The 25,239-nt window shown below is 62.2% G+C and carries 25 protein-coding genes; 17 read left to right on the forward strand and 8 right to left on the reverse strand.

Annotated elements, in window-relative coordinates:
- Positions 1 to 18 precede the first annotated feature (18 nt).
- From hisB to AOZ07_RS05920, 6 genes are all read left to right on the forward strand, one after another.
- Positions 19 to 639: an imidazoleglycerol-phosphate dehydratase HisB gene (gene hisB / locus AOZ07_RS05900; RefSeq protein ID WP_060701144.1), complete on the forward strand. Its 621-nt coding sequence runs from the start codon at positions 19 to 21 to the stop codon at positions 637 to 639.
- A complete protein-coding gene (gene hisH / locus AOZ07_RS05905) occupies positions 640 to 1,275 on the forward strand; it encodes an imidazole glycerol phosphate synthase subunit HisH (protein ID WP_060701145.1) in 636 nt (211 codons plus the stop codon).
- 2 nt (positions 1,276 to 1,277) lie between these two features.
- Positions 1,278 to 1,427, forward strand: a complete 150-nt coding sequence (locus tag AOZ07_RS18735) for a hypothetical protein (RefSeq protein ID WP_171918751.1) — start codon at positions 1,278 to 1,280, stop codon at positions 1,425 to 1,427.
- 27 nt (positions 1,428 to 1,454) lie between these two features.
- The gene (priA, locus tag AOZ07_RS05910; protein ID WP_060701146.1) at positions 1,455 to 2,192 is read left to right on the forward strand and encodes a bifunctional 1-(5-phosphoribosyl)-5-((5-phosphoribosylamino)methylideneamino)imidazole-4-carboxamide isomerase/phosphoribosylanthranilate isomerase PriA; all 738 of its coding nucleotides are present in this window, start codon (positions 1,455 to 1,457) and stop codon (positions 2,190 to 2,192) included.
- A gap of 218 nt (positions 2,193 to 2,410) precedes the next feature.
- The gene (locus AOZ07_RS05915) at positions 2,411 to 3,292 is read left to right on the forward strand and encodes an SseB family protein (RefSeq protein WP_060701147.1); all 882 of its coding nucleotides are present in this window, start codon (positions 2,411 to 2,413) and stop codon (positions 3,290 to 3,292) included.
- A gap of 37 nt (positions 3,293 to 3,329) precedes the next feature.
- Positions 3,330 to 4,667, forward strand: a complete 1,338-nt coding sequence (locus AOZ07_RS05920; RefSeq protein WP_060701148.1) for an MFS transporter — start codon at positions 3,330 to 3,332, stop codon at positions 4,665 to 4,667.
- Here the strand turns inward: AOZ07_RS05920 and AOZ07_RS05925 are convergent.
- Together AOZ07_RS05925 and AOZ07_RS05930 are read right to left on the reverse strand one after the other, a co-directional pair.
- Complete coding sequence (locus tag AOZ07_RS05925; RefSeq protein ID WP_060701149.1) at positions 4,664 to 5,215, reverse strand: GNAT family N-acetyltransferase; 552 nt, start codon at positions 5,213 to 5,215, stop codon at positions 4,664 to 4,666. The genes AOZ07_RS05920 and AOZ07_RS05925 overlap by 4 nt on opposite strands.
- A 130-nt stretch (positions 5,216 to 5,345) precedes the next feature.
- Positions 5,346 to 5,711 (reverse strand): DUF1844 domain-containing protein, encoded by a 366-nt coding sequence (locus AOZ07_RS05930; protein ID WP_060701150.1) that lies wholly within the window; start codon positions 5,709 to 5,711, stop codon positions 5,346 to 5,348.
- A gap of 328 nt (positions 5,712 to 6,039) precedes the next feature.
- Here AOZ07_RS05930 and infC point away from each other — a divergent pair, with 328 nt between their 5' ends.
- The 9 genes from infC (at position 6,040) to AOZ07_RS05975 (ending at position 14,144) form a co-directional block, all read left to right on the forward strand.
- Positions 6,040 to 6,693 carry a translation initiation factor IF-3 gene (gene infC, locus AOZ07_RS05935; protein ID WP_060701151.1) on the forward strand — a complete coding sequence of 218 codons (654 nt, stop codon included), beginning with the start codon at positions 6,040 to 6,042 and terminating at the stop codon, positions 6,691 to 6,693.
- 166 nt (positions 6,694 to 6,859) lie between these two features.
- Positions 6,860 to 7,054: a 50S ribosomal protein L35 gene (gene rpmI / locus AOZ07_RS05940; RefSeq protein ID WP_060701152.1), complete on the forward strand. Its 195-nt coding sequence runs from the start codon at positions 6,860 to 6,862 to the stop codon at positions 7,052 to 7,054.
- Positions 7,055 to 7,158: 104 nt separating this feature from the next.
- Positions 7,159 to 7,809, forward strand: a complete 651-nt coding sequence (gene rplT / locus AOZ07_RS05945) for a 50S ribosomal protein L20, sunset domain variant (RefSeq protein WP_060701153.1) — start codon at positions 7,159 to 7,161, stop codon at positions 7,807 to 7,809.
- A 111-nt stretch (positions 7,810 to 7,920) separates the two neighbouring features.
- Positions 7,921 to 8,823: a TrmH family RNA methyltransferase gene (locus tag AOZ07_RS05950; RefSeq protein ID WP_060701154.1), complete on the forward strand. Its 903-nt coding sequence runs from the start codon at positions 7,921 to 7,923 to the stop codon at positions 8,821 to 8,823.
- Between the two features lie 18 nt (positions 8,824 to 8,841).
- A complete protein-coding gene (locus AOZ07_RS05955; RefSeq protein ID WP_098945496.1) occupies positions 8,842 to 9,273 on the forward strand; it encodes a (deoxy)nucleoside triphosphate pyrophosphohydrolase in 432 nt (143 codons plus the stop codon).
- A gap of 79 nt (positions 9,274 to 9,352) precedes the next feature.
- The gene (locus tag AOZ07_RS05960) at positions 9,353 to 9,994 is read left to right on the forward strand and encodes an LppM family (lipo)protein (protein WP_146278078.1); all 642 of its coding nucleotides are present in this window, start codon (positions 9,353 to 9,355) and stop codon (positions 9,992 to 9,994) included.
- A 142-nt stretch (positions 9,995 to 10,136) separates the two neighbouring features.
- On the forward strand, positions 10,137 to 11,216 hold the full coding sequence (gene pheS, locus AOZ07_RS05965; protein WP_060701157.1) for a phenylalanine--tRNA ligase subunit alpha: 1,080 nt from the start codon (positions 10,137 to 10,139) through the stop codon (positions 11,214 to 11,216).
- A gap of 3 nt (positions 11,217 to 11,219) precedes the next feature.
- Positions 11,220 to 13,760, forward strand: a complete 2,541-nt coding sequence (gene pheT, locus AOZ07_RS05970) for a phenylalanine--tRNA ligase subunit beta (RefSeq protein ID WP_060701158.1) — start codon at positions 11,220 to 11,222, stop codon at positions 13,758 to 13,760.
- A gap of 156 nt (positions 13,761 to 13,916) precedes the next feature.
- Positions 13,917 to 14,144, forward strand: coding sequence for a hypothetical protein (locus AOZ07_RS05975; protein ID WP_060701159.1), 228 nt, complete (start codon positions 13,917 to 13,919; stop codon positions 14,142 to 14,144).
- On the opposite strand, the gene AOZ07_RS05980 is transcribed toward AOZ07_RS05975, so the two are convergent.
- Together AOZ07_RS05980 and AOZ07_RS05985 are read right to left on the reverse strand one after the other, a co-directional pair.
- Complete coding sequence (locus tag AOZ07_RS05980) at positions 14,141 to 14,602, reverse strand: GNAT family N-acetyltransferase (protein WP_194943814.1); 462 nt, start codon at positions 14,600 to 14,602, stop codon at positions 14,141 to 14,143. The genes AOZ07_RS05975 and AOZ07_RS05980 overlap by 4 nt on opposite strands.
- A 124-nt stretch (positions 14,603 to 14,726) precedes the next feature.
- Positions 14,727 to 15,248 (reverse strand): phosphoribosyltransferase, encoded by a 522-nt coding sequence (locus AOZ07_RS05985; protein ID WP_060701161.1) that lies wholly within the window; start codon positions 15,246 to 15,248, stop codon positions 14,727 to 14,729.
- Between the two features lie 322 nt (positions 15,249 to 15,570).
- Between AOZ07_RS05985 and AOZ07_RS05990 the strand changes: the two genes are divergently transcribed.
- Both AOZ07_RS05990 and AOZ07_RS05995 read left to right on the forward strand, forming a co-directional pair.
- A complete protein-coding gene (locus AOZ07_RS05990) occupies positions 15,571 to 17,085 on the forward strand; it encodes a DUF5129 domain-containing protein (RefSeq protein WP_060701162.1) in 1,515 nt (504 codons plus the stop codon).
- Positions 17,086 to 17,094: 9 nt separating this feature from the next.
- The gene (locus tag AOZ07_RS05995) at positions 17,095 to 17,784 is read left to right on the forward strand and encodes a 4'-phosphopantetheinyl transferase family protein (RefSeq protein WP_060701163.1); all 690 of its coding nucleotides are present in this window, start codon (positions 17,095 to 17,097) and stop codon (positions 17,782 to 17,784) included.
- On the opposite strand, the gene ppk2 is transcribed toward AOZ07_RS05995, so the two are convergent.
- From ppk2 to AOZ07_RS06015, 4 genes are all read right to left on the reverse strand, one after another.
- The gene (gene ppk2, locus AOZ07_RS06000) at positions 17,781 to 18,677 is read right to left on the reverse strand and encodes a polyphosphate kinase 2 (RefSeq protein WP_075972429.1); all 897 of its coding nucleotides are present in this window, start codon (positions 18,675 to 18,677) and stop codon (positions 17,781 to 17,783) included. The genes AOZ07_RS05995 and ppk2 overlap by 4 nt on opposite strands.
- 74 nt (positions 18,678 to 18,751) lie before the next feature.
- Positions 18,752 to 20,053, reverse strand: coding sequence for a M1 family metallopeptidase (locus tag AOZ07_RS06005; protein WP_060701164.1), 1,302 nt, complete (start codon positions 20,051 to 20,053; stop codon positions 18,752 to 18,754).
- 12 nt (positions 20,054 to 20,065) lie between these two features.
- Positions 20,066 to 24,001: a Pls/PosA family non-ribosomal peptide synthetase gene (locus AOZ07_RS06010; RefSeq protein WP_060703332.1), complete on the reverse strand. Its 3,936-nt coding sequence runs from the start codon at positions 23,999 to 24,001 to the stop codon at positions 20,066 to 20,068.
- Positions 24,002 to 24,252: 251 nt separating this feature from the next.
- Positions 24,253 to 25,221 (reverse strand): quinone oxidoreductase family protein, encoded by a 969-nt coding sequence (locus tag AOZ07_RS06015; protein ID WP_060701165.1) that lies wholly within the window; start codon positions 25,219 to 25,221, stop codon positions 24,253 to 24,255.
- Between the last annotated feature and the right edge of the window lie 18 nt (positions 25,222 to 25,239).

Below are 25,239 nucleotides of genomic sequence, written 5' to 3' on the forward strand. Positions count from 1 at the left end.
GAACAAGCGAAGGAAGACATGGCTGCCGAATTGATTGGCGCACGTCGCGCCCGCATGGAACGCGTCACCAGCGAATCGTCCGTATTCGTAGAACTGGATCTCGATGGAACTGGTGTGTCGGAGATCAGCACGTCCGTGCCGTTCTACGACCACATGCTCACCGCGCTGTCCAAGCACTCGCTCATTGACTTGACCGTTCGGTCAACGGGCGATACCCACATCGACGTGCACCATACCGTGGAGGACACCGCCATCACCATCGGCGAAGTGCTGCGCGTTGCCCTGGGCAACAAGGCCGGCATCCGGCGCTTCGGCACCGCATATGCTCCATTGGATGAAGCGCTTTCGCGTTCAGTGGTGGATGTATCCGGACGCCCCTACCTCGTCCACTCCGGCGAGCCGGCGGGGCAGGAATACCACCTCATCGGTGGGCACTTCACCGGTTCCATGACCCGCCACGTTTTTGAAGCGATCACCTTCCACGCCCAGATTTGTGCACATATCGAGGTGCTCTCGGGCCGCGATCCACACCATATTGTCGAAGCCCAGTTCAAGTCCTTTGCACGAGCTCTGCGCGAAGCCGTTGAATTCGACGAACGCATGGGTGACAAGATTCCATCCACGAAGGGTGCACTGTAAGTGGAAAAGAAGAATGTAGTTGTTCTCGACTACGGTTCGGGCAACGTCCGTTCGGCTGTCCGGGCGCTGGAAGCCGCGGGTGCTCACGTGGAGCTGACCGCAGATCCCGAAAAGGTCATGAGCGCTGACGGGCTGGTTGTTCCTGGCGTTGGCGCCTACGCGTCCGTGATGGAACAGCTGACGAATATTGGTGCCCTGCGCTGGATCGGCCGCCGCATCGCCGGAGGACAACCCGTATTGGGGATTTGCGTCGGCCACCAGGTCTTCTTCGAGGAAGGCGTTGAGCACGGAGTCCAAACGGCCGGTATCGGCGAATGGCCCGGCACCGTCGAACGGCTCAAATCCGATGTCATTCCGCACATGGGCTGGAATACCGTGCAGCCACCAGCTAGCACCAAGCTCTTTGCCGGCGTCGAGAACGAGCGTTTCTACTTCGTGCACTCATACGCAGTGCAGAAGTGGGAATTCGACGTTACGCAACCTGCAATGACTCCGCCTCAAGTTACCTGGAGCACGCACGGAACGCCATTTGTGGCCGCAGTGGAGAACGGTCCACTCTCGGCAGTGCAATTCCACCCGGAAAAGTCAGGCGAAGCCGGCGCACAGCTGTTGCGCAACTGGTTGGGCACCCTGTAGGCATGTGGACCATCGTGCTTGGGTTCGTTGGCGCATTCCTGGCTGGCGGAGCGATCTCCCTCAAAAGCCAGAAGGCCCATATCTCTTGGGTCATCGCGCTATGGGCTCTCGCAGCAATGAGCATCATTGCCGCGTGGGTATTGGCCCTCTAAAAAATTCATTTCTTCACAAAGGACATTATGAGCGAGCAACCAATTCTCGAACTCTTGCCTGCCGTAGACATCGCCGGAGGCCAGGCAGTGCGTCTGGTCCAGGGCGAAGCCGGTTCCGAGACGGGCTACGGCGATCCACTGGAAGCTGCCCTTTCCTGGCAGAACGCAGGTGCTGAATGGCTGCACCTGGTTGATTTGGATGCTGCTTTTGACCGCGGCAGCAACGTGGAGATCGTCCAGCGCATCGCCAAGGAACTGAACATCAAAGTTGAGCTCTCTGGTGGCATTCGTGACGATGCGTCCCTGGACCGCGCCTTGGAATTCGGCGCGACCCGCGTCAACTTGGGAACCGCTGCGCTAGAAAATCCTGAATGGACCAAGCAGGCCATCGCCCGTCATGGCGACAAGATCGCAGTGGGCATGGACGTTCGAGGCACCACCTTGTCGGGCCACGGCTGGACCAAAGATGGAGGCGACTTGTGGGAGGTCCTGGCGCGCCTGGAAGATGCGGGATGCGCCCGTTACGTCGTCACCGACGTGACCAAGGACGGCACCCTTCGCGGACCGAACGTCGAGCTGTTGCGTGAAATCGCCGCAAAAACCAATAAGCCTGTCGTAGCGTCGGGCGGCATCTCGTCGCTCGAAGACCTGCGTGTGCTTCGCGAGTTAGTTCCAGAAGGCATCGAGGGCGCCATCATGGGCAAGGCCCTGTACTCAGGACAGTTCACCTTGCAGGAGGCCCTGGACGTAGCAGGACGCCGCTAAGTCCGCTCGCTCCACCACAATGACGGTTTGAATGCCACTGGGCATTCAAGCCGTCATTTGTTTTCTGGCGCGGACAGCGCACGATGAAACCAGAGGGCATTCGCCAGCTGCTGATTTCCGCAAATAATCTTGAATTACCCATTCGTGGTGTTCAAGCTCATGGGAGAAGATTCCGTCCGTCCTTTCAACTGAAGCAAATCCACCGATAGCATGGAGCTATGAGCACGGAGCATTCTGAATCAGCGCCTCAACGCCACCTGCCTGGACATATCGTCGCGGCCTTGGCCCAGGCCGGTTCACCCGCCGACTCTGCGGGGCAGGATTGGGAAGGGCGCGACCTTAGCGGCGAGGGCAACCCCCTGCATAATTTCGACAAGGACGACGGCAGCGCCGACTCCCAAACCATGGAGGCGCTGGCGCAGCTGCGCGACGGCAAAGGCTCCGAGGCCGAAGTCCACAAGGCCTTGGCCACTGCACGGGTGTTCGTGGCGGTTGTCGCCCAGCTCGGCGAAGAAGCCATGACCGAGCACGGTTTCGCTTCGGACAAGGAAGCCGACATGGCGCTGGTGAAGATCAATGCTCCGGACGGCCGAATGGCCCTGCCTGTCTTCAGCACCGTCGAACGACTGCAAGCCTGGCACAAGGAGGCCCGGCCGGTGGCAGTGTTTGCCCCGCGCGCGGCACTCTCGGCGGTCAGCGAGGAATGCCAGCTGCTGGTCCTTGATCCGGGCAGCGACTTCACTTTCGTCCTGCGCCGACCGGGGGTCTGGAACCTCGCCAAGCAGATCGACTGGACTCCAAGCTATCAGAATCAGCAGATCGCCAACCTCGTGCAGGACGCCACCGAAGGCTTCAGCCAATTGCAGGCCGTGAAGCTGGCTCCAGGCAGGGGAGTAGGCTCAAGAACCAGGGACGGCCAGATGGTTCCTGGCGGCGGATCCGGACCAGAACTCAATTTGCAGTTCGTTTTCGCACCGGGAACAAGCCGGGAGAAGGCGCAGGAAATCACCGGCGCCATCCAGGGGCGCTTGGCCCAGAACACTGAATTCACTGAAGCGGTGGATTCCCTAGAACTCAGTTTGCATAGCGCGCCAAGCTAGACTCGGCGGGCTCCTAGAAGTAAGGAACACCTCGGGCATGAAAAGCTATTGGCAGATTCTGCGCCAGCCGCAGATCTCGATGCTCCTGCTGATTGGCATGATTGCCCGACTTCCTCACTCTGCACTGAGCATGCTCTTGCTCCTGCATCTGGTCAACAACCTTGAACAGAGCTGGGTCTCGGCCGGCTTGGTCACGGCCTTGATGACCCTGGGTATCGCCATCGGCGCGCCCTGGCGCGGATCACGCGTCGACTCGTGGGGATTGCGCCGGGCCATGCTGCCCTCGATCATCGTCGAAACCCTGGTTTGGTGCACCGTCCCGCACGTGCCGCTGGTCTGGGTTTACCCCTTGGCCTTCGTCGGCGGTTTATTCGCCCTGCCAGTATTCTCCGTGGTGCGTACGGCCTTGGGCATCATGACCACCGGCGAGCAGCGGCGAACCGCATTTGCCTTGGACGCGACAGCCACCGAATTGGTGTTCATCGTCGGGCCGGCAACTGCCGGCATTGTTGCCACCCAGATCAGCAGCGTAATCGGCCTAAGCGTCATTGGACTGACCGCCTCCCTGGCCGGATTGGCGCTGATGATCCTCAACCCGCCAACTCGCAGCGATGACCCCAAGGCCATCGCCATGCAGCCCAATGCCCATGAAGAGCGGCTGGGTGCCGAAGCCAGCTTCATTGCTGCAGCACCAATGGGCGTGCAGGAGGTTGAAGGCGAACTGATCGTTGCTGGCTGGAAGTCGGCGCGGGCCAGGATCAAGAAGCGCGGACGGGCCTTCAAGAGCCGCTTCAGCTGGATCAGCGCTTCGGTGCTGGCGGTTTTCATCGCCTCAGCCGGAGCCGGGATGCTGCTCACCGGCACCGAAGTGGCCATCGTGGCCGAGCTCGATGCCGCCATGCAAAGCCACCGCCTCGGATTGGTGTTCTTCTTCTGGTGCGGTGCTTCGCTGATTGGCGGCCTGGTCTACGGCTCCATGAAGCGTGTGGTTTCGCCCCTGCTGCTGCTGTTGTTCATGGCGATTTTGACGATCCCGATGTACTTCGCGTGGGACACCTGGTCCTTGGCCCTCTTCTCCGCCTTGCCCGGATTCCTCTGTGCGCCGACCCTCTCGGCCGCCTCGGAATGGCTCACGGATTTGGTGGCCGAAAAGCGCCGTGGCGAAGCCATGGGCTGGTACGGTTCCGCGATGACCGCAGGCACCGCATTGGGTTCACCGGTCACCGGGCTCTTCGTGGACAGTGTTGGCCCGGCCTACGCCTTTGTCGGCATTGGCATCATGGCCGCCATCGTGGTCCTGGCCGCCCTGGTTGCCCAGCAGATTCGCCGTCGGGTGCGCCGGGCTCGCCGGCAGCGCTGGGAAACTACGGCCTAGTCCTGCGCCCTCTCGGCGATGCGCGAGTACATATACAGGTCCTTGGGCTCATTGCCGATCAGCTCCCAGCCGCGCAACAACCCTTCGCGCTGGAATCCACACCGTTCGGCCACACGCCAGGAGCCTTCGTTCCACGGCTCGACGTAGAGCTCGACACGATGGATGCCAGGATAACCCAGGGCCCAACCAGCGAGGGTGTTCAGCGCGCAGGCGGCAATGCCTTGACGGCGATGTTCCGGTCCCACCCAGTAGCCGATGCTTGCCCGTCCGTGGCGGGCGTCGCGGAACCACAGGCCAATCTGCCCGACAGCCCGATGGGTTGTCGAATCCGCGATGGCGAATGAGTATCCGGTTCCATCCGTGGTTCTGCTCCATTGGCGATAGATGAATTCCAGGCATTGTTGATGATCGCCCTGTAGCGGCACAGTGGTGATCTTTGTGATGTAGGGGTCCGACGAAGCCTGCTTGATGAGCGGGATGTCCTCAAGCGAAAACGGGCGCAGATAATAGGGCGTTGCGTCCAAGACGGGCTGTTCGATCAGTTCCATTGGAACAACACTAGCCCGAAGCGGACGGCTCGCTGCGCAAAAGGAATCTTGTGATGCATACAACGATGGGCTCGGCTTCCGAAGAAGCCGAGCCCATGATGTTAATCTCTTAAAAAACTAGGATGATTGCTTAGTTGACAGCGCCGGTGAACTTTTCGCCGGGGCCCTTGCCTGGAGCATCCGGGATCAGCGAAGCTTCGCGGAACGCCAGCTGCAAGCTGCGCAGGCCATCGCGCAACGGAGCTGCGTGCTGAGAACCGATCTCAGGTGCGCCCGCGGTGACTAGGCCTGCAAGAGCGGTGATCAGCTTTCGAGCTTCATCCAGATCCTTCAGCTCAACGGCGTCTTCGCCCTCGGCCAGACCGCATTTAACGGCGGCCGCGCTCATGAGGTGAACCGCCGCGGTGGTGATGATTTCTACAGCCGGAACTTCGGCGATATCGCGCACCTGCTGATCGACGAGGTGCTGATGCGAGTTGGTGTCTTCGGTACTCATACTGCTAAGCTTGTCACAGACCGACTCGATGCCGGTACTTCTCATGTTCTCCAGTTAGCCCTGGATGCCAGATTCGTACTAGTATTGAGCCATGCAAGTGGAGGCCATCTCCCACCCGCTGTCGCCGTTTCCAGGCTTCCGGGTATTTCGGCAGGATCGCATTCGTGCAATCCCCAGATGCAGGCGCAATGAAATGCGCCACTCATCATGTCGTTCTCTTATGGCCTTCGCCTGCAATCGCAGACGGGGGCCTTCTTCGTTTGCGGTTATGGATTACGAATTTCAGGAGTGACACATCAGCGATCCACGCATTAATGAGCGCATTCGCGTGCCAGAGGTACGTCTCGTCGGCCCCAATGGTGAGCAGGTAGGCATCGTCCGCATCGAGGACGCGCTTCGTTTGGCTCATGAGTCCGATCTGGACTTGGTCGAGGTGGCACCCAACGCCAAGCCTCCAGTGTGCAAACTGATGGACTTCGGCAAGTACAAGTACGAAGCCGCTGTTAAGGCTCGTGAAGCTCGTAAGAACCAGACCAACACGGTCTTGAAGGAAGTTCGCTTCCGCCTGAAGATTGATACTCACGACTACGAGACCAAGGTTGGGCACGCGTTGCGCTTCCTGGGCGCTGGCGACAAGGTGAAAGCCATGATCCAGTTCCGCGGTCGTGAACAGCAGCGTCCAGAGATGGGCATCCGCTTGCTGGAAAAGTTTGCAGCAGACGTCGCCGAGGTTGGAATCATTGAGTCCAGCCCGCGCATCGATGGCCGAAACATGGTCATGGTTGTTGGTCCGCTGAAGAACAAGGCAGAGGCTCGCCGCGAACAGCAGCAGCAGAAGTCCGGTGGCCGTAATTCGGCCAAGCGCAAGATCCGCACCGACGCTCCAGCTGAAACCGAGGGCCAGAACGTTGCAGCAGCTATGGATGACGAAGCCCGCGCCAAGTTGGAGCAGGCCCGCCAAGCAGCTGAAGGCGACGCCTAGCCAAGCCTGTTGGGCTTTCGAGCCCGTCACCGTTTACGGTGAAGGATCTTCCCCCGGGAAGTTCCAACTACAAGAGAACAACAGCGGTCACCTTATACGGGGCCCGCTTCGGATGATCCCCACGCGGTAATTTTGCCGTGTGGAGCACGTTAGGAGAACGGCAGCTATGCCGAAGTTCAAGACTCACAGTGGCGCCAAGAAGCGCTTCAAGCTGACCGGTAGCGGTAAGCTCGTTCGTCAGCAGGCCAACCGTCGCCACTACCTGGAGCACAAGTCCTCGCGCATTACCCGTCGCCTGGCTTCTGACCAGATCGTCGCTAAGGCCGATGTAAAGACCATCAAGCGGATGCTGGGCCTCTAAGCTCTCCCTTTCGCAATTCGGGGAAGCAATACCCCACCACCCATAGATTTCTCCCACCCCGCAAAATCGCGGGCACTGGGGAACTGACTTGAAGGAGTACACACGTGGCACGTGTGAAGCGGGCTGTAAACGCCCATAAGAAGCGTCGCGTCGTTCTGGAACGCGCAAAGGGTTACCGCGGTCAGCGTTCGCGCCTGTACCGCAAGGCCAAGGAGCAGCTGCTCCACTCGTTCGTTTACAGCTTCAACGACCGCCGTAAGCGCAAGGGCGACTTCCGCCGCCTGTGGATCCAGCGCATCAACGCTGCATCCCGCGCCAACGGCATGACCTACAACCGCTTGATCCAGGGCCTGAAGGCTGCTGAGATCGAGGTTGACCGCCGCATGCTGGCCGAACTGGCCGTATCGGACTCCAACGCATTCGCAACCCTGGTTAAGGTTGCAAAGGAAGCTCTTCCAGCTGACGTCAACGCTCCACGCGCTGCCGCAGAGGTTGCTGCTCCAAAGGCTGCCAAGGCTCCTAAGGCTGCCGCTGCCAAGTCCGTCGAGGGCGAAGGCGTAATCAAGGCTGTTGAAGGCGAAGACGCTCCTGAGGGCTTCGTTATCAAGGGCAACGCCGGCTCGAACAAGTACCACGTTCCAGGCTCGACCTGGTACGAGCAGACCGAAGCTGAATTCTGGTTCAACTCGGTTGAAGCTGCCAAGGCTGCAGGCTTCGAACCAGCTGGTGGAGAATCCCGCCAGCAGATGAAGTAAATCTTTTCTCCCTTTGAGCTAATGCTCAGGTAGGACAGATCACACCGATGGGTGGGTTCCGCGCATGACGCGGAACCCGCCCATTAGTGTTTCTACCGGTATTCTCGAAGTATGAGCAGTTTTTCCCCCGAAGTGATGTCCAATCCACGCGCCGAACGAGTCAAAGCCGTTGCCCGGCTTGCCAACCGCAAGGGGCGTGAAGCCACAGGGGAATTCCTGGTCGAAGGACCACAGGCCGTGCGGGAAGCACTCAAGGCCCACCTGCTGGATGACAACCTTCTCCAGGCCGTCTACGTGGTGGGTGGTTTCCTCGAAAGCCATGACGAGTTCGCAGAACTGCTCGAGCAAGCGCAGGTTCCAACGCGCATCGTCACCGGCGAAGTACTGCATGCCATGGCCGATACCCAGACCCCTCAGGGCATTCTCGCCGTCGCTGCGATCGCCCAGCCGCAACTGAGCGAAGTGCTCTCCTCCAAGCCGAAACTCATTGCGGTCCTCTGCCGAGTCCAGGACCCGGGCAACGCAGGCACCGTGCTGCGCGCTGCCGACGCCGCAGGGGCCGACGCGGTAATCCTGACCAAGGGCAGCGTTGATATTTACAACCCGAAGGCCGTGCGTTCCACCGTCGGCTCGCTGTTCCACCTGCCGGTGCTGAACAACATCGAATTCGACCACCTCATCGAAGCCGCTAAAACCACCGGAAGCCAAGTGCTGGCCGCCGATGGGTATGGTGCGCTCAACCTTGATTCGCTCCAGGATGCAGCAGTCCTCCGGGCGCACCACGGCGGTGCGGAAGAAGACCAGGGGCTTGAGGGCCAGCCAGTCCTGGAAGCGCCAACACTATGGCTTTTCGGCAACGAGGGGCAGGGCCTTGACGAGCACGAAAAGCAGGCCGCAGACCATGCCGTGGCCGTCCCGCTCTACGGCGTGGCCGAATCGCTGAATGTGGGCACCGCCGCGACCGTATGCCTGTACGCATCAGCGCGAGCCCAGCACGCCTCCAAGTCGAGCTAGCCCATGCCGGAAACAAGAATGCTGAAACAAATTGTCGCTGTAGCCATCGTTGATGACCTTGAAGCTCCGGGCAAACTGCTAGCGGCCCGCCGCAACCGGCCTGAATCCCTGGCCGGATTGTGGGAGTTCCCCGGAGGAAAAGTTGAGCCGGGGGAGAGCGAAATCGACGCGGTGCACCGGGAACTGCGCGAAGAGCTCGGAGTCGCCATCCAGCTCGGCGCGCCCATTCCAGGTCCCCACCGCCAAGGGTGGCCGCTGAACGAGAAGGCAGCCATGCGGATGTGGTTTGCACAGATCACCGCTGGGGTGCCCGACACCTTGGATGGACATGACCAGCTGGCCTGGCTGGCGTTCGATGGCTCATTGCCCATGGCCGTTGAATGGATCCCAGCGGATGCCCCGATAGTCGCGGCATGCCTGGAGCAAGCACGTGCAAGTGCGACCAAATAAAGACGCGTAAGCTTGAACTAGCGCCCGTTGAGGCAATGCACGTTTTCTGAACCCCAACATTTTTGAGGAGCCCTTTTCCGTGAAGAGACTTTTGAGCGTGATTGCGCTGGTCTTTACCGCCGTCCTAGCTTTGTCCGGCTGCGTCAACATGAATGCAGAAGTCAACGTTCAGGGTCAAGACAAGACGACCGGTGCCGTTGAAGTCACCATGAACAAGGAAAACCTTCAGGGCATGAGCCTCGATGAACTTCTGGCTTCACAGGTTGACACTGCTGCCATGGAACAGCAGATTGGCGGCAAGTGGACCTACTCGAAGATCGAGGAGGGCGAGAACGTTGGCCTGCGCTTTGAGACCGATGGCGTGAAAACCTACACTCAGCTCAAAGACGCGTTCAAGGTCTTCGGATTTGAGATCAACCTGGCAGATGACGGCAAGGAAGTGACCTTCTCCATGCCAGGCGACAAGGCTGCCGTTGACTCCTCCTTCACCGAGGCCAACTTGCACGTGAACTTCCCCGGTGAAGTCACCTCCCACGCCCCGGGCGAAGTCGAGCACCACACTGTGACCTTTGACATGATTCAGGGCGCTCCGGTGTACCAGGCGACCGGCAAATTCGACCACTCGCTGTTCTACTCGGCGATCTTCGGGGGAGCAATACTCGTCCTGACTCTGGTCTTCGTATTGGCTTTCGCGCCAAAGGGCGCCAAGGAAGCGCACTAAGCATCCGGATAGCTGCTTCGTGGTAAGAAGCTTCACGTCAAGGGCCCGTCATCGGTGAAACGATCACGGGCCCTTGGCAATAGAATGGAACCAATGTGTTCTACGCGTAAGTACAAGATAAGAGTAAGGATCGATCGATCCCATGTCTGATCAGACAACTGGACAAGCTCCCGACGGGGAGCCCAACGTTCCGCACCCAACCGATGAAGCAGGAATCCAGGCAGCCGTTGAAGCTGCCCTGGCCGCCATCGAGGCTGCCGGCGACCTGAACGAGCTGAAGGAAGCCCGCCTGGCGCATACCGGTGAAAAGTCGGCGCTGTCCCTGGCCAACCGCCAGATCGGCCAGCTCGACAAGTCCGAGAAAGCCGTCGCTGGCAAGCTGGTTGGCTCGGCCCGCGGACGGGTCAACAAGGCGCTGGCTGCCCGCACCACGGTGCTGGAAGAAGCGGAAGCCGCCCGCATCCTCATCGAAGAGACCGTTGACGTCACCGCTGCCGCGCGCCGCCGCCCCCTTGGCGCCCGCCATCCGCTCTCGGTCCTGCAGGACCGGGTGTCCGACATCTTCGTCGGCATGGGCTGGGAAATTGCCGAGGGCCCAGAAGTTGAATCCGAATGGTTCAACTTCGACGCGCTGAACTTCAAGCCGGACCATCCGGCCCGCGAAATGCAGGACACCTTCTTCATTGAGCCTGCCGACGCGCACCTGGTATTGCGCACCCATACCTCCCCGGTGCAGGTCCGCTCCATGCTCGAGCGCGATCTGCCGGTCTACGTGCTGTGCCCGGGACGCACCTTCCGCACTGATGAGCTCGATGCCACCCACACCCCGGTCTTCCACCAGTTCGAAGGCCTGGCCGTGGACAAGGGCCTGACCATGGCCGACCTGCGCGGCACCCTGGAGCACTTCGCCCGCCAGATGTTCGGCGAAGAAGCCCAGATCCGCCTGCGCCCAGCCTACTTCCCCTTCACCGAGCCATCGGCCGAGCTGGATATCTGGCACCCGGGTGCCAAGGGCGGCCCGCGCTGGATCGAGTGGGGCGGCTGCGGCATGATCAACCCGAACGTGCTGCGCGCTGCCGGCATCGACCCGGAAGAGTACTCCGGCTTTGCCTTCGGCATGGGCATTGAGCGCACGCTCATGTTCCGCAACGATGTCCCCGACATGCACGACATGATCGAGGGCGACATCCGTTTCAGCCAGCACTTCGGGATGGAGATCTAAGCAATGCGTATTCCACTTTCATGGCTGCGCGAGTATGCGCAGGTACCGGCCGACGCCTCGGCTGAAGACGTCATGGCGGACCTGGTCAAGGTCGGCCTCGAAGAAGAAGACGTGCACCGCCCCTCCGACGAGCTTTCCGGCCCGATCGTGGTCGGCCAGGTGCTCTCCTTGGAGAAGGAAGTCGCCTCCAACGGCAAGACCATCAACTGGTGCCAGGTCCGCGTGGTCCCGGAGGGCACCGAGCAGACCCTGGCCGGCAAGGGCATCGACCCGACGGGCGTGCAGGGGATCGTTTGCGGCGCGCACAACTTCGTGGAAGGCGACAAGGTTGTTGTCACCCTGCCCGGAGCGGTGCTGCCAGGAGACTTCAAGATCTCCCCGCGCAAGACCTACGGCCACACCTCGGCCGGCATGATCGCCTCCTCCCGCGAACTGGGCATCGGCGATGACCACGATGGCATCATCGTGCTCTCCAACTACGGGCTGGATCCGGAACTGGGCACCGACGTCTTCGAGCTCTTCGGACTGGACGACCAGGCCGCCGAGATCAACGTGACCCCGGACCGCGGCTACTGCTTCTCGATCCGCGGCGTGGCCCGCGAGTACGCGCTGGCTACCGGCACCTCCTTCACCGACCCGGCAAGCACCGTTGCGGTCGCTGAAGCCACCGAGGCCGGCCATGAGGTCGTGCTTGCCGACCAGGCGCCAATTTACGATGTCCCTGGCTGCACCCGCTTCGTGACCCGCGAGGTCACCGGCATCAACCCGGCCCTGCCCACCCCGCGCTGGATGGCTTCGCGCCTGCAGCTGGCGGGCATGCGCTCGATCTCGCTGCCGGTGGACATCTCGAACTACGTGATGCTGGAGCTCGGCGCACCGCTGCACTTCTACGATGCCGACAAGCTCACCGGCGCGATCACCGTGCGCCGCGCCAATGCCGGGGAGAAGCTGACCACCTTGGACGACAAGGAGCGCGAGCTCTCGGCCGAGGACCTGTTGATCACCGACGAATCCGGTGCCCTGGGCATCGCCGGGGTCATGGGCGGGGCGGCCACCGAGGTCTCGGATTCGACCACCCGGGTGCTGATCGAGGCCGCGCACTTCGACGCCGTGTCCATCGGCCGATCGCGCCGCCGCCACAAGCTGCCTTCCGAAGCCTCCAAGCGCTTTGAACGCGGTGTGGACCCGAGCATCATGCAGATCGCGGCCCAGCGCGCCGTGAATCTGCTCGTGCAGCTGGCCGGTGGCACCGAAACCACCAGGATCACCGATGCCGGCGCGCAGCCAGCCGATACGCAGATCCAGCTGCCAGCAGGTTTCGCCAGCGCACTGATCGGCGTGGACTACACCGATGAGCAGACCGTGGACTCGCTCGAAGGCATCGGCGCCACCGTGGCGCAGAACGCCGACGGCTTCCTGGTCACCGCCCCGAGCTGGCGCCCGGACCTGGCCATCAAGGAAGACCTGGTCGAGGAAGTGGCCCGCGTTGTGGGCTACGACAAGATCCCGGCAACCTTGCCAGTGGCCCCTCCAGGCCGTGGCTTGACCCGCGCGCAGTCCCAGCGTCGCCGCTTGCTCCAGGGCTTGGCAGATGCAGGACTGACCGAGATCCTGTCCTACCCGTTCGTCTCCGAGCTGCAGAACAACACCTTCGGCGCAGCAACGGCGGGCACCGCGGTGAAGGCCATTTCGCTGGCCAACCCGATCTCCAAGGAATTCCGCTTCCTGCGCACCAGCCTGCTGCCAGGGCTGCTGGACACCGCGCGCCGCAATATCGGCCGCGGCTTCCGCGATCTGGCCCTCTACGAGGGCGGCCTGGTATTCCTGCCAGGCGAGCAACTGGGCTCCAGCGTGCTTCCGCCACTGGGCGCCAAGCCCAGTGATGAAGTGCTGGCCGAGCTGTTCAACGGCGTGCCCCGCCAGCCATGGCATCTGGCTGCTGTCCTCACCGGGCATGAAGCCTCGGCCGCCGCTGGCTTCGAGCCACGCGCATGGGACTGGGCTGACGCCTTGGACACCGCCCAAGGAGTTGCCGGGATCCTCGGTGTGCAGCTCGAGGTTGTCCAGGGCAGCCACCAGGGCTTCCACCCGGGCCGTGCCGCACAGCTGATGGTTGCCGGTGAAGTTGTCGGCTACGCCGGCGAACTGCACCCGCAGCTGCTCAAGGATTGGGACCTGCCAGCGCGCACCGTGGCCATGGAACTGAACGCTGCTGCGCTGATGGATGCGGCTCCTGCCGTAGTTGTTGCCCAGCACCTGTCCAGCCAGCCGCTGGCTACCCAGGACGTGGCACTGGTCGTGGACCAGGACGTTGTCGCCGGGGAAGTGCTGGCCGCTTTGCGCGAAGGCGCAGGCGAGCTGCTCGAAGATATCGCCTTGTTCGACGTGTACCAGGGCAAGGGGATCGAAGATGGCAAGAAGTCGTTGGCCTTCGGCCTGCGCTTCCGCGCTACCGATCGCACCCTGACCGCCGATGAGGCATCCGAGGCGCGCGCAGCCGCTGTAGCTGTGGCTGCCGAGAAGTTTGGTGCCACCCAGCGCTAGCTGGAACTGCAGATGCCCCGCCGGCTGCCTTGATTAATTTCAAGGCGATGGGCGGGGCATTTGTGATTTTCCGTGTCCGGGTTTTGCACCGAAGGCGTCTACACTTGATTCTGGGAAACCGCTGATTTTTATTTGATGCTAAGGAAGTGACGGCTCGTGAAGGGACTGCGTTCATGCGGCGCCGTGCTGCTGGTATTGTTCCTCGGCCTGCTGGCAATCGCAGCGCTCATCGCAGCGGGTTGGGCAGTCGTGGTGTTCATCGAGCGCGGTGCGGGAGCACACCTGCAAGATGAACCGACTCCGACCTACCAGCCAGAAGAGGAAGCCCCGGATCCCTTGCGGCCTACCAGCTTCGGGCTGCCGCATGAGGCGAGCACCTATTAGAGCGGCCTTGCGGCTTTGGTGAGGGTGAGAAGCGACGCGTCCTGGCTTTGAAGGAGAAATCCTTGCCGTTCAAGGACTTTAAGCGACGCCGCATTATCGGGTGCCACCCTGGCAATGAGGTCGGTGATTCCAGCTTTTTCCAGCTGCCCTATGCCCAGGGCGACCAAGTCCTTGGCCAGCCCCTGGCCCCAGAACTCTGGCGCCAGCCAATACCCGATCTCGATGGCCCCGGAGCGCCGTGTTGCCGTGAATAGGCCGATGCGAACCTTGCCGTGCCAGGCAATGAACCACGAAATTCCAGGGCTTTCCAGGACGTGGGCTACACGCTCTTCGCAGTATGCGCGGCTCCACGGCTGGCCATCACCGATGTAGGCGGTGACTCGCTCATCCGCGGCCAGCTCCGCAACGAAATCCGTGTCGGCTTCGGAGATTGCCGTCAGCAGCAGTGGGGAAGTCATGTCTTCAGCGTATTGCATGGCCTTGTGCACCTCTAGCTACATACGCGAGATGCTGAACACCGACCTGCATGATTAAGCAAAAGCAGGGAACGATGGGCATCGTCCCCTGCTGAAGATCAAAAAATTACTTTGCTGCACCAGCGGTAACCGGTGGCCGGTCCGACCATGGGAAAGTGATCCACTTGTCGGTGCGGCGCCATTCGTAGTCCGGGACCATGATGGTTCGCGGCTTGGTGTAGAGGCAGACGGTCTTGACATCTGCGCCCCAAGCGGAGACCAGATCGACGACCTTCTCCAAGGTGCGGCCGGAGTCGGAGACATCGTCGACTATCAGGATCTTCTTGTCGCGCAGGTGGCCATCATCCAGCATTGGCGGAAGCACCACTGGCTCGGGAAGCACGGTGCCGATGCCCGTGTAGAACTCCACGTTCAGGGCGCCGCAGGCCTTGACGCCAAGGGCGTAGGAAATCGAGCCGGCCAGCAGCAGGCCGCCGCGTGCCACAGCCAGGACGATGTCCGGCTCGAAGCCGCTATCAACAATGGTCTGTGCCAGTTCGCGGGATGCCTCGCCGAAGGTGTCCCAGGTGAGGATTTCGCGCTCTGGTTCTGAAAGGACGGATGCCCCTGAATCGTCAATGCTAGTCATTCTGCAATTTTACCGCCGTTTTCCTTGCCATGGTTCTGGCATCAAAGGCCTGATTCGGTTTTCAGCACTAGTCCGGAGCGGTTTTTGCTTATTGATTAGGCAATAATCCGAAAGGGAGCCCCATCTCTGAGCAATGCATCACGTCGTTGCGAATGGCGCCCGGGGAGAAGCTGCTGCGTGCCCCAGAAAGCGGCGAAGCAGCGGATCGTGACGAGCAGATCCACGTCTCGGCTGGTCCCGCGGCAAAAATCCCTTTTGATCGATAAACTGGTGGAAGCAGTCGTCGACTCACCATCTGGCATCGGTCTAAGGAGAAGCGAGCATGACACGTAGCATTCGAAAGGGGCCCGCTGTCAGTGCCTTGGCAATCCTGGCATGGGGATTCTTCACCGCGGCGGCACCGGCCCACGCCGTGCCGGCAGTACAAATCCACGCCGGTGAAAACCTGGGGACAGTGACCATCGACGATACCGCTGGCGTGATCAATCGTGAACGGCTTTCAGATGCCCTCGATGATCTGGATTTCAACGAACCGACCAACGTCGCGGTGTATACGCGCAATGGCGAGTACTCGGATGACATCAATGCGAAAACCCTCGAATTCGCCCGTGAATCCCATCCGGAATGGATTTCGGATAAGCCTGAGGACTACGGCGACTACTGGGCCGATGGGCTGCTGGTCATCACCCTGTCCGTCGAAGGACCCGGAGACGGGCAAATCGGCACGTACTTCGGCGAAGACCGCAAGGTCAGCACCGGCCAGATGGAAAGCATCCAAGAAAAAGGCTACGAAGATTTCAACCTGTCGAGGTGGACCGATGGCGTAATAGCCGTAGCCACCAAGGCCTCGGGCATCATGAATCGGCCCTGGTACAAGAGCCCTGCGCTCTGGTGGACCGTAGCAGCCGGAGGCGGCGGCACCGGAATTGTCCTGGGAGCCACTGCCGCAGTGCGTTCCTCGCGACGCAAGAACTTTGCCCAGGATTTTCACGCAGGACGAGAGCATCTGACCAATGTCACGATGGACCTGGAAGAAACCGAGCTCGCCGCAAAAACTCTGCCCACAGGATCGGCGCACGCCGCGCAGCTGGAACGCCGCTTTGCCGACTTCATGGCCAACTATCGCGAAACCTTCGATGCACAAGCCAAACTGGACACAGCTGAGAAGAAGTACCGGTCATCAACCGATGGCGTGGAAGCCGCCAAGAAATTCAAGGACGACGCGCAAAACCTCGACCGCACCGACGACGCCATCATTGCCGCCGCGGCCCTCTACACTCGCTCGGCTTCATGGGAAGACGCATGGCGTGCGCAAACCAAGCCGCTCGCCGATGACCTGTCGCAGATTTCCACGCTCGTTGATGATGCCGAACCCGGATTGGCAGGCAGTGCCGCGGCGCTGGCTTCATACCGGGTGACAGCCGCAGAATCGCTGGAAGCACTCGGCACCCAATTGAAGACCGAGGAAATCGATGTAGATCAGGCATTGGACCAGCTCTCCGATCTTCGCCAAGGACTGACCGAGCGCCTGGACGAGTTTGCCAAGGCGCAAATCGACGCCTATGCAGAAAATGACGAGGAGAAGGAACAGATGCGCGAGGCGATGGAACGCTCGCGCAACTCCACCGGAAGCCATAGCCCGCGTGGCGGGACCATCCTGGACGTATTGAACCCCGGCGCGATGTACTGGAGCGTCAGCAGCTACCACGCCGGCTACACTTCTGGCGCGAACTCGGTAGACCAGTCGCGGGAATCCGCCAGCTCATCCGGGTCGGTGTCTACCGGATATTCCGGAGGCGGCAGCTTCTCTGGCTCCGGCGGGTCTTCGCGCTTCTAGCGAGGATTGATGCGCATTTTCAACAAGCTGCTGCCCGCGTCAGTACACGTGGCAGAAACACGTTCGGAGCTGGACGAGGGACCTAGATACCGGCCCGAAGAGATCTACGTGGCCAACGCGGTCGAATCCCGCCAGCAAGAATTTCGCACGGTGCGCATTTGTGCCCGGCAAGCGCTCGCAAAACTGGGCCACGGCGGACATGTTCTGGTGCCTGATGAGCACCGGGCACCGGTCTGGCCCCGGGGTGTGGTGGGAAGCATGACGCACTGCGAAGGGCTGCGGGCCGCTGCCGTGGCAAGTTCGGATCTGTGGAGCGCGATCGGCATTGACGCCGAACCGCATTTGGCCCTGCCGCCAGGCACCGTGGATATTCTCCTGCTGCCAGCTGAGCAAGAGGCTGTAGAGCGGCTGTCCACCGTGGAACCGGGCATCGCCTGGGACAGGCTGATTTTCAGCGCCAAGGAAAGCGTCTTCAAGACCTGGTTTCCGATGGCACGGCGATGGCTGGATTTCCTTGAATGCGAGATCACTGTGGGCCAGCGGCCCGGGGCCTTCACCGCCCGAGTCCTGCAGTCCGGGACCTTGCACCAAGGCACAGACCTGTCCGCGGTTTCCGGGCAATGGACGGCCGAGGATCGGGTGGGGCACGGATTGCTGGCTACCGCGATTGCCGTTCGGCAGCAATTTGCAAGGACCTAGAACTCTTCGCCGTGGGTGATGACGTTGGCTGCACGGCCCACGATCTGCGGGTCGGGTGATCCGACCAGCTCATGGTCCTTGCCCGCGTAATCAAAGCGGTTCAGCACATGGCGCATGGCCGCAAGCCGTGCGCGCTTCTTGTCATTGGACTTCACTACCGTCCACGGAGCGTGGTCGGTGTCCGTCTTGAGGAACATTTCCTTCTTTGCTTCCGTGTACTTGTCCCATTTGTCCAGGGATTCAAGATCCATGGGGGAGAGCTTCCACTGGCGCACGGGATCAAGGCGGCGAATGGTGAATCGGGTGAGCTGCTCGCTGGCGGAGACGGAAAACCAGAACTTCACCAGATCAATGCCTTCGTCCACCACGAGTTGTTCAAACAGGGGCGTCTGATTGAGGAAATGGCCCGCTTGGGCTGGCGTGCAAAATCCCATGACGCGTTCCACACCGGCCCGGTTGTACCAGGAGCGGTCAAACAGCACGATTTCCCCGGCGGACGGGAAATGCTGCACGTAGCGCTGGTAGTACCACTGCGTGGATTCGCGGTCGCTGGGTTTTTCCAGGGCCACAACGCGGGCGCCACGAGGATTCAGGTGCTCGGTGAATCTCTTGATCGTTCCGCCTTTGCCTGCGGCATCGCGGCCTTCAAAAACAATCATGATGCGCCGGCCATGGGCCTTGGCCCATTTTTGAAGCTTGAGCAGCTCAATCTGCAGGGCACGCTTTTCGAGCTCGTAGGTTTCGCGGTCGAGTTTTTCTTCGTAGGGGTAGTCCTCGCGCCAGGTATCGACCACGCTGCCATCGGCGCGCAACAACAATGGATCGTCATCATCATCGTCGAGCACCGAGTAGCCGCGGAAAGCATCATCAAGCAGGGGGATTTCTACGCTCATGGTGGCAAGCCTAGATTCAGTGGATGAACAGCCAATGAATCGGAATTGAACGAGGACACCGGCGGGCCCGGCGTTCAGCTAGGGAAGGGCGGCAGCTGGAGTTCGGAAAGCCAATTGTGCAGAATTTGATCAGTTTCAATGCCGGGCGCATGCTTTTTCAGGTGCTTGCCGAACTTTTTCGCATCGACACTTCCATGCTGATAGGTGCCCGTCCAATCGCGCAGCATCTCGTAGAACGCTTCATCGCCCAGCTCCTTGAGCAGCGCGTAGAGGGCCAGCGCACCGCGCTTGTAGACGCGATCGTCAAACATGTCCTCCGGGCCGGGATCCCCGATCAGCAGATCCTGGGGGAGGGCATTGAGCTTCTCCCAGGCGGCCCGGGCACGCTGTTCCATCGGCATGGCGCCACAGTGTTCCGAGTAGACCCACTCGCTGAAACACGCGAACCCTTCGTTCAGCCAGATGTCCTTCCACCCAGCAGGTGTCAGCGAGTTGCCGAACCATTGGTGCGCGAACTCGTGGGCGATCAGCCGCTGTGCCTCCCAGTCCAGGGACAGGTGGTTGCGCCCGAAGATGCTCATGCCCTGGGCTTCCAGCGGAATTTCCAGTTCGTCGTCGACCACCACGATCTTGTAATTCTCAAAGGGGTACGGGCCGAATTTGCGTTCAAAGATCTCGGCCATCTGCCCCTGCTTGGCAAAGGCGCCACGCACCGCCAAGTCGTTGCCCGGTACCGAGTAGGCCAGCAGATGGTGCCCGCGGTCACAAGCGATTTCGGCATAGCGCCCGATCTGCAAGGTGGCCAGATAGGTCGCCATCGGTTCACGCTGTTCATAGATCCAGGTGGAGCGGCTGGCCGAACGGCGCTGGGAGAGCAAATCGCCATTGGCAACGACCCGGTATCCGGCGTCGGTGGACACCTCGAAGCGGTACGAGGACTTGTGGCTGGGGTGGTCATTGCAGGGGAACCAGGTGGAAGCCCCGACCGGCTGGCCGGAAACGAGAATGCCATCGGTCAGCTCTTCCCAGCCGACTTCGCCCCAAGGCCCGTTATCCACCGCGGGGTTGCCGCCATAGCGCAGGTTCAGCTCGATATGCTCGCCGGCCTTGACCCGATTCGGGGTCGAGACCACGACGCGGTGGTGCTTCTTGGCCACGGAGACTTTGCGCCCCTGGCAGGTGGCCTTGATGATCTTGAGCCCATTGAGGTTCAGTGCGATCTCGTTGAGGTCCTCAAGGGCGCGGATGCGCAGCATCGCCCGGCCATCGAGGTGGTTGCTGGCCAGCTTCACCACGAGGTTCACGTCGTAGTGCTCCACGGTGTAGTCCGGGGAGCCGTGGTGCTTGGTGTACTCATCCAATATGCGATGGTGCATCGGTGTGTTGCCTCAGGCTTCCTGTGTGGCGGGCTGTGGAAGGTGCGTATCCGGGTTGATGTTCCAGCGTACTGCCGGATTGCCCCGCCAGTAGGTATTGGCGGGCAGAACCTCGCCGCGCAGGATCAGGCTGGCTGGACCGGTGGTGGTGCCTTCGGAGATCTGCGCGGCCGGCAGGATCACGCTGTGCGGGCCGAGAGTTGCTCCGGCACCCAGGGTCACCGCGTCAATGGACATGATGCGGTCGTGGAAGAGGTGGGTCTGCAGCACCGAGCCGCGGTTGACCGTGGAATGGTCCTGAAGGGTCACCAGATCGGCTTCGGGCAGCCAGTAGCTTTCGCACCACACGCCGTGGCCGATCTTCGCTCCCTGGGCACGCAGGAACCACACCAGGGCCGGGGTCCCCGAAGCGAGGCGGGCGAACCATTGGGCGCACACCAGCTCGGTGAAGGAATCGACCATTTCGGTGCGCCAGATGAAGGAGCTCCACAGGGTGTGCTCGCCGGGGCGGATCGGGCCGACCACCAGCCATTTGGCTGCCACCGCGATCGCCGCGGCCACTGCGCCGGCGAGCACCAGCACCGCGCCGGAGAGCAAGATGCCCGCCCAGACTCCGGCATGGGTGGCCAAAGTCGCCAGGGTCCACAGCACGCCACCGGCGATGGCCACGGTAGTGAAGACTGCCAGTGAACGGGCCAGCTCCCAGAAGGTACGCATGATCTTCAATTTCAGGGCTGGCCGGTAGGTGCGCTCCGACTCGGCTTCCACCGTGGTGCGGCGCAGCTTGTTCGGAGGGGAACCGATCCACGATGTACCGGCCTTCATCTTCTTCGGCGTGGCCGAGAGCACCGCAATCAGCGAACGCTTGGGCACGCGGCGTCCTGCATGCAGGATGCCGGAGTTGCCCAGGAAGGCCTTCTTGCCCACGCGCACAGGGGCGATATGCATCCATCCGCCGCCGAGTTCATAGGAGGCCACCATGGTGTCGTCGGCCAGGAAGGCGCCGGAGGAGATGGTGGTCATCTTCGGGATCAGCAGCACGGTGGAAATTTCCACATCGCGTCCCACCTTGGCCCCCAGCAGGCGCAGCCAGATCGGGGTGAACAGCGAAGCATAGAGCGGGAAGAGCTGGTCGCGGGCGGTATCCAGGACCCGTTCGGTCGCCCAGGCCTGCCATCCCACGCGCGAGGTGACCGGATGCCATCCTTCGACCAGGCCGATGGACAGCAGGCGCACCACGAGGATGGTCAGGATCATGCTCGACAGGAACCAGGCGAGCGCCGCAACGATCACGGCCGGGACGAAACGCCAGCCGATTTCGGCCAGCGACGGGGCTGGCCGCAGGATCGGGGCGACCGACAGGAGGGCGAGAACCACGGGGATCCACTGCCACAGGTTGAGCAGGATCGAGGCGGCGCCAGCGAGCACTCGAGGCAGCTTGCGGTAGTCCGGTTCGGTCTCTGGCCACTTGGGCTTGGCCTTGGACTGCCGGGTCGCAGGCGAGCCGGCGTACCGGGAGTTCGCGCGGGCACTTCCGTAGACAGCCGAACCGGCCTCGACGATGGTGTCTTCGCCGATCACCGCTCCGGGGACCAAGGTGCTGCGCGCGCCGATCGACGCGCGGGCGCCAACCTCGATGGCGCCCACGTGCACCTTGTCCCCGTCAATCCAGTAGCCGCTGACATCCACCTCGGGCTCGATGGTGGCGCCCGGGCCCACGGTGAGCATTCCGGTCACCGGCGGCAGGGTGTGCAAGGTGGCGGTGCGGTCGATCTTCGCGCCGAGCATGCGGGCGTACCAGGGCAGCAGCGGTGCGCTGGACAGCGAAATCGGGTCCACTACGTCGGCGACGTGCTGAGCCAGCCACAGGCGCAGGTGGACCGATCCGGAGCGCGGATAGACCCCGGGCTGCAGCCCGCGCAGCAGCAGCTTGTTGGCCAGGATGGACAGGGCCATGCGGCCGATCGGGGTGACGAAGAGAAGCCATAATCCGGCGATCACGTACCACGGGGTGGGCAAGGGGTCTTCGAAAATTCCCATGGACACCATGGCCACGTGCCCGATCATCAAATAGGTGAACCAGCGCAGTCCCGAAAGGATGAACAGCGGGAAGGCCACCAGGGTCTGGGCCAATTGGGTGATGCGCTTGGTGCGCGCCACGGTACGCGGTGCCACCGGTTCGCTGGTGACTTGCTGCCCGCCGAGGAATTCAACCAGGGCACCGAAGCGCGGGTAGTCATAGAGCTCGGCCACCGTCAGATCCGGATAGCGCACGCGAAGGGCCGAGACCAGCTGGGCTGCCGAGAGCGAACCCCCGCCGGCGGCGAAGAAGTCGGCGTCCAACCCGGATACGGGCGCACCGAGCGCTCCCTGCCATGCTTCGGCAGTGAATTCTCCCACCTCGTCCAGTGGCGGCAGTTCGCCGGAGGAATCGTTCTGCTCGGTGCCGGGCAGCGGCCAGGGCAGGGCATTGCGGTCGACCTTGCCGCTGGTCTTCATCGGCAGGCTGTCCATGACGGCCAGGATCGGCACCATGGGCGCCGGCAGGTCATCCAAAAGCGCGCTGCGGGCCGCCGGCAGGTCATAGTCCTCGGGAGCTTGCAGGTATCCGACAAGGACCTTGTTGCCGGTGGCGGTTTCCCGCACCGCCACCGCCGCCGAGGATACTCCTGCCAAGGAGTTCAGGGCCGCATCGATTTCGCCCAGCTCGATGCGCCGGCCGCCGATTTTCACCTGGTCGTCAACGCGGCCGATGAAAATCAGCCCCAGCGGGTCGTTGACGACCATATCGCCGGAGCGATAGGCGCGCTCCCAGCCCAGGGTGGGCATGGGGGCGTACTTTTCCGCGTCCTTTTCGGGATCCAGGTAGCGGGCCAGGCCCACGCCGCCAATGATCAGCTCGCCCGAATCGCCCTCGGCCACCGGAATGCCCTGGGGGTCGACCACTGCCAGGTCCCAGCCGGCCAGCGGCAGGCCGATGCGCACCGGCAGGCTGCCGTCCATGGTGGCACCGCAGGCCACCACGGTCGCTTCGGTGGGGCCGTAGGTATTCCAGACCTCGCGGCCCTCGGTCGCCAGGCGGCCGGCGAGCTCGGGCGGGCAGGCTTCGCCGCCAAAAATCAGCAGGCGCACCGAGTCCAGGGCCTGGGCTGGCCACAGCGCCGCCAAGGTGGGGACGGTGGAGACCGCGGTGATGGAGCGGGAAATCAGCCAAGGCCCAAGGTCCATGCCGCTGCGCACCAGGGCGCGCGGGGCGGGCACCAGGCAGGCGCCGTTGCGCCAGGCGATCCACATTTCCTCGCAGGAGGCGTCGAAGGCGACCGACAGCCCGGCGAGCACGCGGTCGGTGGTGTTCAGCGGGTCGGCGGCCAGGAACATCTGCGCTTCGGCATCAACGAAGGCTGCCGCAGAACGATGGGATACAGCGACGCCCTTGGGCTTTCCGGTGGATCCCGAGGTGAAAATGATCCAGGCGTCATCCTCCAGCCCCGGCATCCGTGGCGCGGCGTATGGCTTGGGCCGCCCGGACTCGGCCACGATGGTGCCGGTGCCCTTGATGATTCCGGCCACCCGGGCTTCGGTGAAGACGGTTTTGGCCCGCTCGTCGGGGTCATCGGCATCCACCGGAACGTAGGCGGCGCCCACCCAGAGGATCGCCAGGATCCATTCGTAGAGGTGGCGGGTGCCGGATTCGACGCGCACGCCAATGCGGTCGCCGGCGCCCAGCCCCTGCTCATGCAAGCGGCGGGCCTTGGCCTTGACCTCCTCGATGAGCTCGGCGTAGCTTTCGGTGCGCTCCCCGTCATCAATGGCGGGGGCGTCGGGGTAGGCCCGGGCGGTGGCCCGCAGGATGTCCAAAAGGGTTCGAGGAGCCGGGGCCAGGGCACCGGAAGGAAACTGCGGAGCATAGATTTCTTGATCCGGCGCCGTAGCTTGATCGTTGTCCATGATGAACGGACCCATCCCTTCTCATTTAACTGCGTAAATGGAATCGGGGCGCTGGGGGAGAGCGTCCCACAAAGGATATGGATGCTGGAGGGGCGGATCGGGAGATCCAGTGCCTATCTTAAGGGGCAGTGGATGAACGGGTGCGGCTGGTTCGGCTGAACTGTCGGCTAAGTCTCACTGATTTCGCAACTGCTACGCCGTGGGCCCGGGGCACTGGCCACATTGTTGTTCCCCGGGCCCAAAGCTGGTAGCTACGGCAGCAGGATGACCTTGCCGGTGGTGGCCCGCGATTCCAGCGCCGCATGTGCTGCGCCCGCCTCGGCCAGCGGGTACTGGGCTCCGATGCGCACATCGATCTTGCCGGTGGCCACCCAGCCGACCATATCGCCGAAGCGCCAGTGCATTTCCTGCTCCGAGGTCAGGAAATCGGCGAGCTTGGGGCGGGTCACGGTCAGCGATCCTCCAGCGTTCAGGCGCTGCAGGTTGAAATCAGGGACCTGCCCGCTGGCGCCGCCAAAAAGCACCAAGGTGCCGCGCCGGCGCAGTGCTGCCAGGGAGGTGTCGAAGGTGTCCTTGCCGATGCCGTCATAGACCGCGTTCACGCCTTTGCCCCCGGTGACCTTCTCGACCGTTTCGGCGACCTGGTTGTAGTCGACCACGTAGTCGGCTCCGGCGGCCTTGGCCAGGTCCTTCTTCTCCTGGCTGGAGGCGGTGGTGATCACGGTGGCGCCCTTGAGCTTGAGCAACTGGGTGAGGATCAGCCCCACGCCACCCGCGCCGGCATAGGTGAGGATGACATCGCCGTTGTGCACCATGTAGCTGGAGTGGACCAGGTAATGGGCGGTCATGCCCTGCAGGGGCAGGGCGGCAGCGATATGCAGGTCCACCGAGTCCGGGACCTTGGCGGTCAGCTCGGCATCGACCACGGCATAGTTCGAGTATCCGGCCACCCCTGAGGCGGTGGCTACGCGATCGCCCGGCTTGAAGTTCTGGACGCCTTGGCCGATCTGCTCCACCACTCCGGAGAACTCGGACCCCGGCACAAACGGGTAGTCGACGCTGTAGACGCCGCTGCGCTGGTAGGTTTCGATGAAGTTGACGCCGGTGGCTGCGACCTTGACCAGCAGCTGTCCGGGCCCTGGGACGGGGACGGGGATTCGGGTTAGCTGCAATCCGGTGGCGTCGGTGGGTTCGTTGACCACGATGGCTTGTTGCTGCATTATGCGGTGCTCCTGAAA

This window comes from Glutamicibacter halophytocola (genome assembly GCF_001302565.1).
Lineage (GTDB): Bacteria > Actinomycetota > Actinomycetes > Actinomycetales > Micrococcaceae > Glutamicibacter > Glutamicibacter halophytocola.

Bases quoted from the DNA above. Each gene is read 5' to 3' on its own strand.
- hisB (WP_060701144.1), top strand. From the start codon at position 19: ATGGCTGCCGAATTGATTGGCGCACGTCGCGCCCGCATGGAACGCGTC.
- AOZ07_RS18735 (WP_171918751.1), top strand. From the start codon at position 1,278: ATGTGGACCATCGTGCTTGGGTTCGTTGGCGCATTCCTGGCTGGCGGA.
- priA (WP_060701146.1), top strand. From the start codon at position 1,455: ATGAGCGAGCAACCAATTCTCGAACTCTTGCCTGCCGTAGACATCGCC.
- AOZ07_RS05915 (WP_060701147.1), top strand. From the start codon at position 2,411: ATGAGCACGGAGCATTCTGAATCAGCGCCTCAACGCCACCTGCCTGGA.
- AOZ07_RS05920 (WP_060701148.1), top strand. From the start codon at position 3,330: ATGAAAAGCTATTGGCAGATTCTGCGCCAGCCGCAGATCTCGATGCTC.
- AOZ07_RS05925 (WP_060701149.1), bottom strand. From the start codon at position 5,215: ATGGAACTGATCGAACAGCCCGTCTTGGACGCAACGCCCTATTATCTG.
- AOZ07_RS05930 (WP_060701150.1), bottom strand. From the start codon at position 5,711: ATGAGTACCGAAGACACCAACTCGCATCAGCACCTCGTCGATCAGCAG.
- rpmI (WP_060701152.1), top strand. From the start codon at position 6,860: ATGCCGAAGTTCAAGACTCACAGTGGCGCCAAGAAGCGCTTCAAGCTG.
- AOZ07_RS05950 (WP_060701154.1), top strand. From the start codon at position 7,921: ATGAGCAGTTTTTCCCCCGAAGTGATGTCCAATCCACGCGCCGAACGA.
- AOZ07_RS05955 (WP_098945496.1), top strand. From the start codon at position 8,842: ATGCTGAAACAAATTGTCGCTGTAGCCATCGTTGATGACCTTGAAGCT.
- pheS (WP_060701157.1), top strand. From the start codon at position 10,137: ATGTCTGATCAGACAACTGGACAAGCTCCCGACGGGGAGCCCAACGTT.
- pheT (WP_060701158.1), top strand. From the start codon at position 11,220: ATGCGTATTCCACTTTCATGGCTGCGCGAGTATGCGCAGGTACCGGCC.
- AOZ07_RS05980 (WP_194943814.1), bottom strand. From the start codon at position 14,602: ATGACTTCCCCACTGCTGCTGACGGCAATCTCCGAAGCCGACACGGAT.
- AOZ07_RS05985 (WP_060701161.1), bottom strand. From the start codon at position 15,248: ATGACTAGCATTGACGATTCAGGGGCATCCGTCCTTTCAGAACCAGAG.
- AOZ07_RS05990 (WP_060701162.1), top strand. From the start codon at position 15,571: ATGACACGTAGCATTCGAAAGGGGCCCGCTGTCAGTGCCTTGGCAATC.
- AOZ07_RS05995 (WP_060701163.1), top strand. From the start codon at position 17,095: ATGCGCATTTTCAACAAGCTGCTGCCCGCGTCAGTACACGTGGCAGAA.
- ppk2 (WP_075972429.1), bottom strand. From the start codon at position 18,677: ATGAGCGTAGAAATCCCCCTGCTTGATGATGCTTTCCGCGGCTACTCG.
- AOZ07_RS06005 (WP_060701164.1), bottom strand. From the start codon at position 20,053: ATGCACCATCGCATATTGGATGAGTACACCAAGCACCACGGCTCCCCG.
- AOZ07_RS06010 (WP_060703332.1), bottom strand. From the start codon at position 24,001: ATGGACAACGATCAAGCTACGGCGCCGGATCAAGAAATCTATGCTCCG.
- AOZ07_RS06015 (WP_060701165.1), bottom strand. From the start codon at position 25,221: ATGCAGCAACAAGCCATCGTGGTCAACGAACCCACCGACGCCACCGGA.